Origin of the sequence: Pseudalkalibacillus hwajinpoensis, from assembly GCF_039851965.1 — a bacterium.
Taxonomy (GTDB): domain Bacteria; phylum Bacillota; class Bacilli; order Bacillales; family Guptibacillaceae; genus Guptibacillus; species Guptibacillus hwajinpoensis_E.
Window position 1 is genome coordinate 2,703,588 of record NZ_CP156674.1, and the last position, 13,724, is coordinate 2,717,311.

15 protein-coding genes are annotated in these 13,724 nt (G+C 39.0%); all 15 read left to right on the plus strand.

The features are described 5' to 3' along the window. Positions 1-5 precede the first annotated feature (5 nt). The 15 genes from ABFG93_RS14060 to ABFG93_RS14130 all read left to right on the plus strand — a co-directional run bounded on the left by ABFG93_RS14060 (position 6) and on the right by ABFG93_RS14130 (position 13,717). On the plus strand, positions 6-830 hold the full coding sequence (locus ABFG93_RS14060) for a carbohydrate ABC transporter permease (protein ID WP_347548652.1): 825 nt from the start codon (positions 6-8) through the stop codon (positions 828-830). After that, positions 817-1,785, plus strand: a complete 969-nt coding sequence (locus tag ABFG93_RS14065; protein WP_347548653.1) for an N-acetylglucosamine kinase — start codon at positions 817-819, stop codon at positions 1,783-1,785. The genes ABFG93_RS14060 and ABFG93_RS14065 overlap by 14 nt, the downstream gene beginning before the upstream one ends. A gap of 18 nt (positions 1,786-1,803) precedes the next feature. Next, the gene (murQ, locus tag ABFG93_RS14070) at positions 1,804-2,712 is read left to right on the plus strand and encodes an N-acetylmuramic acid 6-phosphate etherase (protein ID WP_431522093.1); all 909 of its coding nucleotides are present in this window, start codon (positions 1,804-1,806) and stop codon (positions 2,710-2,712) included. A gap of 466 nt (positions 2,713-3,178) precedes the next feature. Then, entirely contained in the window at positions 3,179-3,913 is a 735-nt protein-coding gene (locus ABFG93_RS14075) for a YveK family protein (RefSeq protein WP_347548655.1), read from the plus strand. Beyond that, on the plus strand, positions 3,900-4,556 hold the full coding sequence (locus ABFG93_RS14080) for a CpsD/CapB family tyrosine-protein kinase (RefSeq protein ID WP_347548656.1): 657 nt from the start codon (positions 3,900-3,902) through the stop codon (positions 4,554-4,556). Before ABFG93_RS14075 ends, ABFG93_RS14080 begins: the two co-directional genes overlap by 14 nt. 267 nt (positions 4,557-4,823) lie before the next feature. Continuing rightward, positions 4,824-4,967: a hypothetical protein gene (locus ABFG93_RS14085; protein ID WP_347548657.1), complete on the plus strand. Its 144-nt coding sequence runs from the start codon at positions 4,824-4,826 to the stop codon at positions 4,965-4,967. A gap of 21 nt (positions 4,968-4,988) precedes the next feature. Then, positions 4,989-6,809, plus strand: coding sequence for a polysaccharide biosynthesis protein (locus ABFG93_RS14090; RefSeq protein ID WP_347548658.1), 1,821 nt, complete (start codon positions 4,989-4,991; stop codon positions 6,807-6,809). Positions 6,810-6,865: 56 nt separating this feature from the next. Continuing rightward, positions 6,866-8,020 (plus strand): glycosyltransferase family 4 protein, encoded by a 1,155-nt coding sequence (locus tag ABFG93_RS14095; RefSeq protein WP_347548659.1) that lies wholly within the window; start codon positions 6,866-6,868, stop codon positions 8,018-8,020. After that, positions 8,005-9,156, plus strand: coding sequence for a glycosyltransferase family 1 protein (locus tag ABFG93_RS14100; RefSeq protein ID WP_347548660.1), 1,152 nt, complete (start codon positions 8,005-8,007; stop codon positions 9,154-9,156). The genes ABFG93_RS14095 and ABFG93_RS14100 overlap by 16 nt, the downstream gene beginning before the upstream one ends. Further along, on the plus strand, positions 9,119-10,015 hold the full coding sequence (locus ABFG93_RS14105; protein WP_347548661.1) for a glycosyltransferase family 2 protein: 897 nt from the start codon (positions 9,119-9,121) through the stop codon (positions 10,013-10,015). The genes ABFG93_RS14100 and ABFG93_RS14105 overlap by 38 nt, the downstream gene beginning before the upstream one ends. A 29-nt stretch (positions 10,016-10,044) precedes the next feature. Beyond that, complete coding sequence (locus ABFG93_RS14110; protein ID WP_347548662.1) at positions 10,045-11,118, plus strand: EpsG family protein; 1,074 nt, start codon at positions 10,045-10,047, stop codon at positions 11,116-11,118. 33 nt (positions 11,119-11,151) lie between these two features. Continuing rightward, the gene (locus ABFG93_RS14115) at positions 11,152-11,316 is read left to right on the plus strand and encodes a hypothetical protein (RefSeq protein ID WP_347548663.1); all 165 of its coding nucleotides are present in this window, start codon (positions 11,152-11,154) and stop codon (positions 11,314-11,316) included. Positions 11,317-11,324: 8 nt separating this feature from the next. Then, the gene (locus ABFG93_RS14120; RefSeq protein ID WP_347548664.1) at positions 11,325-11,924 is read left to right on the plus strand and encodes a sugar transferase; all 600 of its coding nucleotides are present in this window, start codon (positions 11,325-11,327) and stop codon (positions 11,922-11,924) included. 1 nt (position 11,925) lies between these two features. Further along, complete coding sequence (locus ABFG93_RS14125) at positions 11,926-12,564, plus strand: acetyltransferase (RefSeq protein ID WP_347548665.1); 639 nt, start codon at positions 11,926-11,928, stop codon at positions 12,562-12,564. 22 nt (positions 12,565-12,586) lie between these two features. Next, complete coding sequence (locus ABFG93_RS14130; RefSeq protein ID WP_347552849.1) at positions 12,587-13,717, plus strand: aminotransferase class I/II-fold pyridoxal phosphate-dependent enzyme; 1,131 nt, start codon at positions 12,587-12,589, stop codon at positions 13,715-13,717. The last annotated feature ends 7 nt before the right edge of the window (positions 13,718-13,724 follow it).

The window sequence follows — 13,724 nt, forward strand, 5'->3', positions numbered from 1 at the left end:
ATATTATGAACCATACCATCTGGACGAAGCCGTTTTACTATGTGTTTGCTTTCTTAATCGCATCTGTCAGCATCTATCCTATTCTATTAATGATCCTCTCTTCGTTTAAAACAAGCGCTGAAATTTTCACTAATCCGCTTGCGTTTCCGAAGACATTCAACCTTGATACGTACCGGAATCTGCTTGAGATCATTCCGTTTACAACGTATTTCATGAACAGCGTGTTTGTAAGCGTCGTGTCAGTCCTGTTAATTCTCATCACTTCATCACTTGCAGCCTTTTACATCGCGCGATTTACGTTTGTCTGGAATAACATTATCTTCTTTTTCTTTCTTATGGGAATGATGCTTCCAATTAAACTAGGAATCGTGCCGCTTTTTATATTAATGAAGGATCTTAATCTATTAAACTCCCTCTGGTCACTTATTTTTATGTATGTTGCAACCGGTATTCCATTGTCGATTCTCATTCTAACTGGGTTCTTCAGAACGATGCCGCGGGAGCTTGAAGAAGCAGCACGAATTGATGGGGCAGGAAATCTTCGCATTCTATGGAATGTTGTTCTTCCGCTGATGAGACCGGCGCTGGGAACGGTAATGATCATTCAATTTATCCAGTCCTGGAATGATTTCTTCTTCCCACTGATTTTCATAACGGATGATATGAAGAAGACTATTCCAGTTGGCATGCTTTCGCTGTTTGGAGAATATTCGGCAGACTGGGGTGCGCTTTTCGCCGGGCTTACTCTTGCATCATTGCCAATGATCGTTCTCTTCTTCATTGCCTCAAAACAGTTCATGGAGGGACTTACGCAAGGTGCAATCAAATAAAAGCTACTATATTGGCATTGACGGCGGCGGAACGAAAACGGAGGGGCTCTTATGCGATTGTGACGGTGTGATTCTTGTGAAAAGCACCGCTGGGTCGACGAATCTTAAATCGCGTGAGGAAGAAGATGTGCGTGCGGCGATTCACCATGTAATGAAAGAGTTAATCGATGGGGTACATGGTAGATTGATAGCGGGCATTTTTGTATCAACCGCAGGCGGTGACCGAGAAGAAGATCAGCAGCGCTGGAAAAAATGGATCACGCAGGTGTTTCCGGATTTCGGTGGAGTTATGATGGTAAGAAACGATGCCTACGGCGCGCTTGCAAGCGGGACTTTTTCGATGGAAGGAACGGTTTTGATTGCTGGAACAGGATCAATAGCTTATTCCATTAATGATGAATCGAAACGGGTAGGTGGCTGGGGCTATCTGTTCGGTGATGAAGGTAGTGGGTATGACATCGGAAGACAAGCGCTTCGTAAGGTTGCGATGATGCATGATGGAAGAGAAGAAGGCGATGAAGTGTTTAGCAATGAGGTGCTAGCTTTTCTGAATCTGAAAAGTTCACCTGAGATTATTACAGCTATTTATGAGGATCCTTACGCTCGCATGAAAATTGCTTCGCTTGCTCGGATCGTGCTCGTACTTGCAGAACGGAAGAATCGTACTGCAGAGCTGATTGTCAAAAGCGCAATAGATCATTTAATTGGTTTGGTAAAAGCAATTGAGGTAGGGAATGGCAAACTTGTTATTTGTGGAGGACTCTTCCAATCTATCTTTTTTAGAAGAAGCTTTATTAAGAGAATGGTTGAGAAAAATGTGATCAGCGAGGTTAATTATCCAACCCTTTCTCCAGCAGCAGGAGCCTGTATTTGTGCTCTGATCACTGGAGGTATCTCGATAACAGTACAACTGAAAGAAAATTTGATGTCGTCTCATCACGCGATTGACGGCTAATGGAGTGGAGAGATGAAGATGACTGACGTGAACGAGACGGCAAACACGGAAATGAGAAACGCGAAATCGGAAGCCCTTCATCAATTTACAACGCTTGAAATTATCGAGCTGATGAATGAAGAAGATCACAGCGTACCAGTGATTGTTAAGGGAGCTCTGTCTCAAATAGAGAAGGTGATTGATCAAGCGGTAACTGTCATGAAGAATGGAGGGAAACTCTTTTATTTCGGAGCTGGTACAAGCGGCCGTCTTGGCGTGCTTGATGCTTCTGAGTGCCCGCCAACGTTCGGCGTTGCTGCAGATCTTGTAAATGGCATTATCGCAGGAGGCGATCGCGCGCTCCGCTATCCGATTGAAGGCGCAGAAGACAGTAAAAAGACGGGCGCAGAGGATGTTAGAAAATATGTTGGAGTGAACGATATGGTGATCGGAATTGCTTCAAGCGGGCGAACGCCATATGTGATAGGAGCGATAGAAGCTGCAATGAAGATGGGTGTTCGAACAGCAGCCATTTCTTGCAACAGTGGGGCTAAGCTTTCGACCCTTGTTACATATCCGATTGAATTGCCGGTAGGAGCTGAAGTCGTGACCGGATCAACCCGGCTAAAAGCCGGTACCGCACAAAAGATGGTTTTAAATATGATTACAACCGCCTCAATGATCAAGCTCGGCAAAGTGTATCGGAATCTAATGGTGAACGTCCAGGCCTCTAATGAAAAACTTCGGAAGCGGACGGTTTCGATTATTCAGGAGTTAACGGGAGTCGGAGAAAAAGAAGCTGCAAACTATAGCGAGCAGGCAGAAGGCGATGCACGGATAGCGATATTGATGATTTTGATGAAAATAGGGGCGAAAGAAGCAAACGAAATACTAGATCGGAAAGATGGGAATTTTGCGGAGGTGATGGAGGGGATAGAGGGGGAGTGAGTGAATAAATATTAAGGGCCTCTACAATAATAGAGGGCCTTTTATTGTTTGTAAAAATTTTAAAGGTCTACAGTGGAAATTAGAACAAAAAATATGAAAATGTTAAAAATTTTTTTGAGAGAATTTTAAGTTAAAAATCAAATATAGTTTAAGTGGTTTTTTGTAAAAAGGATAAAGGTAGAGAACATAAGGTGTTAACTAGAGAAAAAACAAATGAATATCTTAAAGATCCGTTTATTTATATAAAGCTTATATTTCCTTATCTGAAAATTTGTAATTTGGCTGTTGACATGTTCTTTATATAGAACTAAAATAGTAAATAATCACAGTTACTAGAAAACAAAAATTACTTCGAGAGGCTTGTTTTTATCTATGAATTTCCTCTGGTAGTAGAATTTTGGAATAGGGTGTTCATTATAAAGAATAAGCAGGGTAAGGGTAAAACTCTATTAAAAAGGTGGGCCTTATGACTAAAATTCAATATGGAAATGGTAGCGAAATTTCTCAAGACAAGGAAATTAATTTAAAAGATTATTTTGAAGTTATTAAATCGCGTTTATGGATTGTAATTGTTTTTGCCATCCTTACCACAACGGGAGGTTATTTCTATAGCCAATATACGAGCGTGCCACTTTATGAAACTTCGACAAGAATTATTATTGGTACAGAAAATCAAGATATGAAGACTTTAATGGTTATGATTAAAGATCCTATCATCATGGAAAAAGTAAAAAACGAATTGAATTTACAGGGTTCCGCTGAAGGTATTGCAAGTAGAATTACGGTTGAGCAGGTCGACGAATCAAGAGTTGTAAGAATTTCAGTAATAGATACTAATCCTGAAGCTGCAGTTGTAATTGCGAATGCCACTGCCAAAACATATAAGAGTGAAATCGTTAAGCTTTTAAACTTCAAGGAAGTTCAGTTGTTATCTGAGGCGAAACTTAATCCATACCCTATTAATGAATCTCAAAATAAAGTTGTAATGGCTGCAGCGATTTTCGGAATAATTGCTGGAGTAGGGTTAATCTTTTTACTAGATTCATTGGATGGTTCAGTAAAACGTGAAAGTGACGTTGAAACAATACTAGGAGTACCTGTTATAGGGAGTGTATCAAATATGAATAAGAAGAAATTTGTATCTAAGAAGAGGAAAGCAAAAGGCTATGAGGTTAGGAGTGAGTCAGTTGACGTTAAATAAGACAGGACGAGCTACCTTAAAGAAAAGAAACCTTATTACCTTATCAAATTCAAACTCAATTATTTCAGATCAGTTTCGAACCATTCGTACGAACATGCGTTTTTTAGCGAAAGAAAATGAGGAGCGTGTTTTTCTTATATCATCTCCTGGTGTGGGAGAAGGCAAGTCTACAACTACTGCAAACTTGGCTGTTTCAATGGCGCAACAAAAAGAGAAAGTATTATTAATTGATGCAAATCTTCGTTCTCCCATTGTAGATCAGATTTTCAAAATATCGAATGAGATAGGACTAACAGATGTCTTAAGTTACAAAAAAACATTTCAGGAAGCCGTTCATCATTCTGAAATAGGAAGGCTTGAAATTCTTACTAGTGGATTACCAGTAAGCAATCCAGCAGAACTATTAGGAAATGAAATGATGAGAGAACTACTTGAAACAGTGGCTCGTACTTATGATATTGTATTAATCGATTCACCTTCTGTCCTAGCTTCCACAGAAACGAGGATGCTTGCTAACATTTGTGATGGGGTTATTCTGGTCTTAAATAGAGGGAAAACAGAACTTGAAAACGCGGCGAAAGCTAGAAGAGTACTTGAACTTGCTCATGCGAATCTCCTTGGAGCAATCATAAATAAGAAGTGACTATGGGATGTTGTTCGTTATTAAGAATAGAATCGCAACAACTTAATAATCTGGCGATGCCTTCTTGCCATTATCAATGTAGGCACTCGGTCATACTGTGGGTTTACGAACCTTAGACGCCAGTCGTCGATAGTGTGGTGTGAGGATGGGTTAGATGCCCATTATTATATTTATGAAGTAGAAATTAATTCTTTATAAAGTTTTAAGTATAAGGTTTATTAACAAAACCTTATACTTAGAACTTTATTCTTTTACAAGGGGGCTGTAATGGTGAAACAAGCTGAAGATTATCCAAAATCGATTAAGAAAGCAATCAGATACATTAAACAGGATGCTTCAGAAGATCAATTGTATGGGATTAAAAAACTCATTGACTCTGCGATTGAAAAAAGGAAGATTCTCTTGAAGTAGAAAGATGAAAGGAGGGAAAATATGACCTACCGACAAAGGTTACCTTTTTTTATTTTGATTGATTCCTGTATTGTACTGACAGCTATATTCTTCAGTCAATTCCTGGTTGGAGCAACTGTTCATGTTATCTCTTTCTCTATTGTTTTAAGCTCAGTCGTGATTTTATTAAGTCATCATCTATTTTCTTTCCGTTTTAACTTGTATAAGAAGGTTTGGGAATATGCCAGTGTTGGAGAGTTGGTTGTTATTTTACAAACAGTTACCCTATCCATCTTTATGGCTGCAATTGTTCAACAGCTTGTTTTGAAAGAAACCTCCTTTCGTTTATTAATAGCTACCTGGATTTTGCATTTATTACTTATTGGCGGCTCACGTTTCTGCTGGAGAATGTATCGGGACACGGTTATGAACAAATCGAATAGCAAACGTAAGACGCTAATTGTTGGAGCTGGTTCAGCAGGAACTATGGTAGTGAGACAGTTACTGAAATACAACGATTCAGATCTTTCACCAGCAGGATTTATTGATGATGATGTACGCAAACAAAATCTAGACGTCTATGGGATTCCAATATTGGGCGGGATCCATTTGATTGAAGAGAAAGTGAAAGAGTTAGACATTGAAAACATCATAATAGCGATTCCATCGTTAAATAAAAAGGAACTGCAAGCCATTTTTCAGGAATGTGCAAAAACAGAAGCAAAAACGCAAATCCTTCCTATGCTTGAAGACCTGATGACAGGGAAAATCTCAGTGAATCAATTTCGAGATGTAAAAGTAGAGGATTTATTGGGACGTGAACCAGTCGAATTAGATATTGATACGATTTCAAGCTCAATTACGAATAAAGTCGTTCTTGTGACGGGTGCTGGAGGTTCAATTGGTTCCGAAATTTGCAGGCAAATTTCACTCTTTCATCCGAAGACACTGATTCTTTTAGGACATGGAGAAAACAGCATTTATTCAATTGAAATGGAATTAAAGGAAGTATTTCAAAACACAGACATAAACTTCGTCACAGAAATAGCTGACCTACAAGATGCAAGCAAAATGGTTAGTGTAATGGGGCATTATCAACCTGATGTTGTTTATCATGCTGCAGCTCATAAACATGTTCCACTAATGGAAAGAAATCCTGAAGAAGCCGTTAAAAATAACTTAATAGGAACATTAAATGCTGCAAACGCAGCAAGCTGGAACAATGTAAAAACATTTGTGATGATTTCTTCTGATAAAGCCGTTAACCCAACAAGTGTGATGGGGGCTACCAAGCGTTTGTCAGAAATGGTTGTTCAAAACCTTGATCGTCAGAGTACTACGAAATTCGTTGCAGTGAGATTTGGAAATGTTCTGGGGAGCCGCGGGAGCGTTATTCCTTTATTTAAGAAACAGATTGAAAAAGGTGGTCCTATAACAGTAACTCACCCTGATATGATCCGATTCTTTATGACAATACCAGAAGCTTCCCGACTTGTTATCCAGGCAGGATCCCTTGCTAAAGGTGGAGAAATTTTCGTTCTTGATATGGGAGAACCGGTTAAAATTGTGGACCTGGCAACAAACCTGATTAAACTCTCAGGTCATTCAGTGGATGATATAGGAATTGAGTATAGCGGAATTCGGCCAGGGGAAAAGTTATACGAAGAATTACTAAATAAAGAAGAAGTGCATGCGGAACACATTTACCCAAACATCTATGTTGGTAAAACGTCTGAGCTGTATTTACAGGAAATCGAAGAGTTAATTGAGTCTTTTATAGAGATGGACAAGGAAGCCCTACGAAATAGATTGTTGTTATTAGCTAATCATCGAGTCGAGTCTCAACCATTACTATCAGGATAAATTTTAGTGCTATATCGTTCTTTATTAAGAATATCATCAGGGTAGGAGGTGGAAGAGTGGAAAAGAAAAAAGTGTTGTTTTGCGCAACAGTTGATTATCATTTCAAGGCTTTTCATTTACCCTATTTGAAATGGTTTAAAGAACAGGGGTGGGAGGTTCACGTAGCGGCTAGTGGAGATATAGAATTACCGGATACGGATCTTAAATTCAACATACCAATCCAACGTTCACCTTTTAGGCTGAAGAATTTCGAGGCATACAAGAAACTGAAACAGCTGATGGATAACAACAAATATGACATTATTCATTGTCATACACCTATGGGGGGAGTGCTTGCCAGGTTAGCGGCTCGTAAAGCAAGAACCAACGGTACAAAGGTCATATATACAGCTCACGGGTTTCACTTTTGTAAAGGCTCTCCACTTATAAACTGGCTCGTCTATTATCCAATCGAAAAGGAGTTAGCGAGTGATACGGACTGTTTAATCACTATAAATCAGGAAGACTATCAGCTTGCATTGAAGCGTTTCAGCGCAACCCAGATTGAACATGTCAGAGGAGTTGGAATCGATACTGATTTATTTAGCCCATTGTTAGAGGAAGATAAGAGTGTTCGAAAACAATCATTTGGATATCAACCAGATGATTGTTTGTTGTTTTACGCAGCAGAATTCAACCACAACAAAAATCAGAAGTACTTGCTTGAAGCACTGGCTTTAGTAAAGGATGAGGTACCACATATAAAGTTATTGCTTGCAGGTGAGGGTGCTCTTCTCGAAAGTTGCAAAACAATCGCTTATCAACTTGGTCTCACCCATATGGTTGATTTTCTCGGTTATCGAAAAGATTTGAAGGAACTTGTCCCGATGTGCGATGTAGCGGTTGCCTCCAGTTTGCGGGAAGGCTTACCAGTCAATATCATGGAAGCGATGTCCTGTGAGCTACCAGTTATTGCAGTAGAAAACAGAGGGCATCGAGAGCTTGTTGTACCTAATGAAACGGGATGGCTTGTTCATCATGATCGTCCTGAAGAGTTAGCTACTAAAATTAAGCGTCTTGCAGTTGATGAGGTTACAAGAAAAGCACTAGGAAAAAATGGTAGAAAAAGAATAGTATCTGATTTTAGCGTAGATCAAATCCTGCTTCATAAGAGCATGATCTACACCTCTTATATAAAAGAAACGGAGGAGGTTACTTGGGCAATCCGGTAAGAGTCCTTCATGTTGTCGTTAACATGAACCGAGGCGGAGCAGAAACACTTATTATGAATTTGTATCGAAATATTGATCGATCAAAAGTTCAATTTGATTTTCTCACCTGCAAAGAAGGGGTATTTGACTCAGAAATAAAAGCGATGGGAGGTAAAATCTATCGAATTCCTTATGTAAGTGAGGTAGGACACGGTGGATATGTGAGAGTACTTAATCGTTTCTTTCAAGCTCATTCCTATTATCAAATAGTTCATTCGCATATGGATAAAATGAGCGGACTTGTGCTTAGAGCTGCTAAGAAGGCCGGGATAAGAAATCGTATTGCACATAGTCATAATACGAATAGTGAAGGAGGGAAGGCAGCGAGAATATATAAGTGGTATGCAGGTCAATTTGTTGAGACTAATGCTACACACTTTTATGCTTGTTCTCACCTTGCATCAAATTGGCTGTATTCCAAAAAAGTGAAAAGTTCCATTATCTTAAAAAATGGAATCGAGCCTGAACAATTTTCTTATTCGGATCAAATAAGAAAAAGTGTTAGAGAAGAATTAAACATTGGTGATAAAACGTTTGTACTTGGACATGTAGGGCGTTTTGCTCGTCAGAAGAACCATCCATTCCTCATTGATTTATTTAATAGGTTCCAACAAGGGAAGAAAGATTCTGTTCTGATATTAGCGGGTGATGGGCCATACCGTTCAGAAATGGAGAAGAAAGTGAAGGAGTTATCACTGGAAAACAATGTGAAGTTCATTGGGATCCGGAGTGATATTAATCGAATCTTGCAAGCTTTCGATGTGTTTGTATTCCCTTCTTTTCATGAAGGCTTACCAGTTACTCTTGTTGAAGCACAGGCAGCCGGCTTACCTTGCTTTATTTCAGATTACATTACGAATGAGATTGATCTTGGATTGAATCTAATCCATCAGATTTCCTTAAAAGATAAACGGATTTGGATAAGTGAATTAATTGAGTTTGCTGAGTCTAGGCCGATACGTAAGAAATCTATTTCTTCATTAACAACAAGCGACTATGATATTAGGAAAACGGCCACGAAGCTCCAGAATAATTATATGAAAATGGGGAGGGAAGTTTTTGAAGAAGTTGACGGTCTTCACCCCCACGTACAATAGGGCCTTTTGTCTTCATAGCTGTTATGAAAGTTTAAAAAGACAGACTAACAAAGATTTTCTATGGTTAATCGTAGATGACGGTTCTACAGATGAAACGGAGGACTTAGTTAGCGGTTGGATCAAAGAACGTTCTGTCGAAATCATTTACGTCAAACAAGAGAATCAGGGAATGCATGGTGCCCATAATACCGCTTATGAAGTCATTGAAACAGAATTGAACGTTTGTATTGATTCAGATGATTATATGCCAGATGATGCGGTAGAGAAAATTTTATCGTGCTGGGAGAAATACGGAAGCAATGAAGTGAGCGGAATCATTGGACTTGATTCTTATATGAATGGAGAAATTATTGGATCTTGTTTTCCAGAAAAGTTGATACGCTCAACTCTTTTTCATTTATATAGTAAGCACAAAGTAACAGGTGATAAAAAGCTAGTTTACCGAACAGAATTAACAAGAGATTTCACTTATCCTCTTTATGAAAACGAGAAATATGTAGGCTTAGCTTACAAGTATTACAAGCTCGATCAGTATTTTGAAATGGTTTTATTAAATGAAGTACTCTGTTGTGTTGAATATTTAGAGGATGGTTCTTCCCTAAACATGTTTAGACAGTATCGTAAAAATCCGAGAGGGTTTTCATTTTATCGAAGAGAACTTATGAAACTACCGTTTGCTACTCTTTCGTATAAATTCAGACAGGCCATTCATTATGTTTCAAGCAGTATGATGGAACGAAATATGAGGTACTTAAACGAAGCACCAGCAAAGGGATTAACACTAGTCGCAACCCCCTTTGGAGTAGCTTTGTATTTGTATATTATGGCAAAAACAGTAAGGTTAACTACTCCTTTGTAATCGAATATGGTATCGAAAGGAAACCACTTATGACGATTCTATGGATCACACTTCCCATAGTTTTTATTTTTGCTTATTTTGCGAGGTATGCTTCACCTATTGTTATTACCCACGGCTACTCACAAATCATGAGACCGAGTAAATTGTTGGTATTCGGAGCGATGCTGACCCTCATCCTGGTAGCAGGTCTGAGATCAAACATTGGTGACACTTTCAATTATGTCAATATCTATGAAGACAATGATTTCACGTGGGAATATGTATTAAGCAAGAAGGACATTGGATTTGGAATCCTTCAAATGATTTTGAAGACAATCTCTGCTGATCCACAAATCATGATTTTTACGACAGCGTTATTCACTAATTTGCTTATCGTTATCATTCTTGCGACTTATTCGAAACGGATAGAGCTTAGTCTATATGTTTATATTACTGGCGGACTTTTTCTTGTATCGATGAATGGGATTAGACAAGCACTAGCTGGAGCAATTGCATTCACGGCAACTAAGTACTTAATAGAAGGAGATTTTATTAAATACTCTCTGATCGTTGTATTGGCATCCTTTATTCATCAAAGTGCCCTTATCCTACTTCCTATTTATTTTGTGGTTCGTTTCAAACCATGGTCTAAAGCTACGATCGCACTACTAATTCTTTCAATTATTATCGTGATGGGATTTGAGAAGTTTTCATCTATTTTATTCTCAGCGATTGAAGATACTCAGTATGGAAGGTACGACGACTTTGATGAAGGTGGTGCAAGTAGCTTAAGAGTTGTTGTCATGGCTGCTCCTTTAATACTCGCTTATCTCGGACGAGTAAAGCTAAAGAAGCTGTTTCCAAAAAGTGATGTTATTGTAAATATGACCTTACTCAGTGTGGTGTTTATGATCGTTTCAACTCAGAGCTGGATCTTTGCAAGATTCTCGATCTATTTTGGCCTCTATCAACTTATTCTTATTTCCTGGGTCGTAGATCTCTTTAAGCAACGAGATCAGAAGATGATTTATTATTGCATTCTTGTTTGCTATCTAGCTTATTACTATTACGAAAATGTGATTAGCTTAAATATCATTTATAAGAGCAATTTTCTAACATGGTAATGATTAATCATAAAATGAGAAGGAGAGAGTTATATGGGGTCAACACTTGGCATTACCCAAGATAAACTTCAAGAAATCTTGATACAGGCAAGAGATAAAGGCAATGGTAATGATGATCTAAATGCGTCTGATTTGGTAGATGAGATCAGAGATAACCTTTTATCCGCTAGTGTTTTCAATATGAAAGAAACATCTTAGGATCAGGGATGAAACGATTATTCGATGTAACGATAGCTACTACACTACTTGTTGTTCTCTCGCCAGTCATTGGTGTTTTGAGTCTTAAAATTAAGAAACAAATGGGTGCTCCTGTCCTGTTTAAACAGCAACGGCCAGGGTTACATGAAAAGCCATTTTATCTGTGTAAGTTTCGAACAATGGGACATGGAACTGATGTAAATGGTGAATTGCTCCCTGATCATTCTCGTTTAACTGAGCTTGGTAAGTTTCTTAGAAAATATAGCCTGGATGAACTCCCTCAACTCTTAAATGTTTTCAAAGGGGAGATGAGTTTAGTAGGTCCTCGTCCATTGTTAATGGATTACCTGCCACTTTACTCAGATGATCAAAAGATGCGCCATCATGTGAAACCTGGAATGACAGGCTGGGCACAGGTAAATGGAAGAAACGCCATCTCCTGGGAAGAGAAATTCAAATTGGATACCTGGTATGTTCAAAACCAATCCTTTCTATTGGATCTTAAAATTTTATGTATCACAATCTATAAAGTCTTGAAGAAGGAAGGTATTAATCAACAAGAAGAGGTACCGATGGAAAAATTCAGAGGATCGAAAGAAGTGATCTAATATGGAAGTCATTATCATTGGTAACGGTGGTCATAGTAAAGTGATTCAGGAGATGATCAGCTCTCTCAAGTTCAAAATCACTGCGATTCTTGATGATAAATATACTGATTATAAACGGGAAAAGGAAATCAATTATGCTCCAATTGAATCGGTAGAAAAGTATCTGAAACCAGATGTGAAGGTTGTCATTGCAATCGGTGACAACGCTTTTAGAAAAATGGTTTCAAATAAACTAGAGTTACATCCTGATCATTATTTAACCGTTATACATCCAACTGCTATTATTAGTCGATCAGCAGTAATTGGAGTTGGAACGGTTATTATGCCAGATGTAGTGATCAATGCTGAAGCAACAATTGGTGATCATTGCATCATCAACACTGGTGCGATTATCGAGCATGGGAATAAGGTAAGAAACTTTGGTCATGTGTCACCAAACGCGACGTTAACCGGATGCGTATCAACTGGTGAAGGAGTACATATAGGCGCATCCGCTACAGTCATACCTGGTATTTCCGTTGGAAGCTGGTCTGTGATTGGGGCAGGCGCAACCGTTATCGAGAATCTACCGTCTTTTTCAACAGCTGTGGGGTGCCCAGCCAAAATTATTAAGAGAGGTGGTGATGTGATTGCACAATAGAATCTATCTTTCTCCGCCACATATGAGCGGGAAGGAACAAACGTATATTCAAGAAGCATTTGATTCTAATTGGATCGCACCACTTGGAGCAAATGTGGATGCTTTCGAAAAGGAAGTCGCTACTTATGTAGGAGCCAGTGAGGCAATTGCAGTCAGTTCAGGAACTGCAGCCATTCACCTGGCTCTTTCTTTATTAGGAGTAACGATTGGTGATAATGTATTCTGCTCGACGCTAACATTTGTAGCAAGTGCCAACCCGATTCTCTATCAAGGAGCACAGCCAGTCTTTATTGATTCAGAACCAGATACATGGAATATGTCTCCACTGGCACTGGAAAGAGCATTGAATGATGCTGCAAAGGAAGGGAAGCTTCCAAAAGCAGTTATCGTCGTTCATCTATACGGCCAGAGTGCAAAAATGGATGAGATCTTGATGTTGTGCAATCAGTATGAAGTTCCTGTCATTGAAGATGCAGCTGAATCCCTCGGATCAACCTACAAAAGAAAAGCGAGTGGAGCGCTGGGTAAATTCGGAATTTATTCATTTAACGGCAACAAAATTATTACAACTTCAGGTGGCGGAATGCTTGTTTCGAACGATATTCATGCCATTCAACAAGCTCGTTTTCTTGCAACTCAAGCACGTGATCAGGCCCATCATTATCAGCATAGTCAACTTGGGTATAACTACCGGATGAGTAATTTGCTTGCTGGAGTAGGAAGAGCTCAGATGGAAGTACTGAATGATCGTATATCAGCGAGACGAAAGATATTTGATACTTACTATAATGAACTGGCTCATTTTCAGGAAGTTGATTTCATGCCAGAGTTGTTAGGTACATCGTCCAATCGCTGGTTGACTGCGCTCACGATCAATGAAGATGCGTTCTCATCAACTAGGGAGATTCTGGAGGTTATGAGACAGCATAATATCGAAGCACGGCCAGTGTGGAAACCACTCCATCTTCAACCTTTATATCAAGAAGCAAAATATTATTCTCATGGTATTCAGGAGCATGTAGCAGAAAAGCTATTTCGCTCTGGAATCTGTCTTCCATCCGGATCTAACCTGTTAGAACAAGATCAGCTATATATTATTGACTGTTTTAAAAAGGCTCTTCATATGAAAGAACCAGTTAGGGAAATGGTATGAGTCAGAA

Excerpts from the sequence above, each read along its gene's own strand:
- ABFG93_RS14060 (WP_347548652.1), top strand. The coding sequence starts at position 6 with ATGAACCATACCATCTGGACGAAGCCGTTTTACTATGTGTTTGCTTTC.
- murQ (WP_431522093.1), top strand. The coding sequence starts at position 1,804 with ATGACTGACGTGAACGAGACGGCAAACACGGAAATGAGAAACGCGAAA.
- ABFG93_RS14075 (WP_347548655.1), top strand. The coding sequence starts at position 3,179 with ATGACTAAAATTCAATATGGAAATGGTAGCGAAATTTCTCAAGACAAG.
- ABFG93_RS14085 (WP_347548657.1), top strand. The coding sequence starts at position 4,824 with ATGGTGAAACAAGCTGAAGATTATCCAAAATCGATTAAGAAAGCAATC.
- ABFG93_RS14090 (WP_347548658.1), top strand. The coding sequence starts at position 4,989 with ATGACCTACCGACAAAGGTTACCTTTTTTTATTTTGATTGATTCCTGT.
- ABFG93_RS14110 (WP_347548662.1), top strand. The coding sequence starts at position 10,045 with ATGACGATTCTATGGATCACACTTCCCATAGTTTTTATTTTTGCTTAT.
- ABFG93_RS14115 (WP_347548663.1), top strand. The coding sequence starts at position 11,152 with ATGGGGTCAACACTTGGCATTACCCAAGATAAACTTCAAGAAATCTTG.
- ABFG93_RS14120 (WP_347548664.1), top strand. The coding sequence starts at position 11,325 with ATGAAACGATTATTCGATGTAACGATAGCTACTACACTACTTGTTGTT.
- ABFG93_RS14125 (WP_347548665.1), top strand. The coding sequence starts at position 11,926 with ATGGAAGTCATTATCATTGGTAACGGTGGTCATAGTAAAGTGATTCAG.
- ABFG93_RS14130 (WP_347552849.1), top strand. The coding sequence starts at position 12,587 with ATGAGCGGGAAGGAACAAACGTATATTCAAGAAGCATTTGATTCTAAT.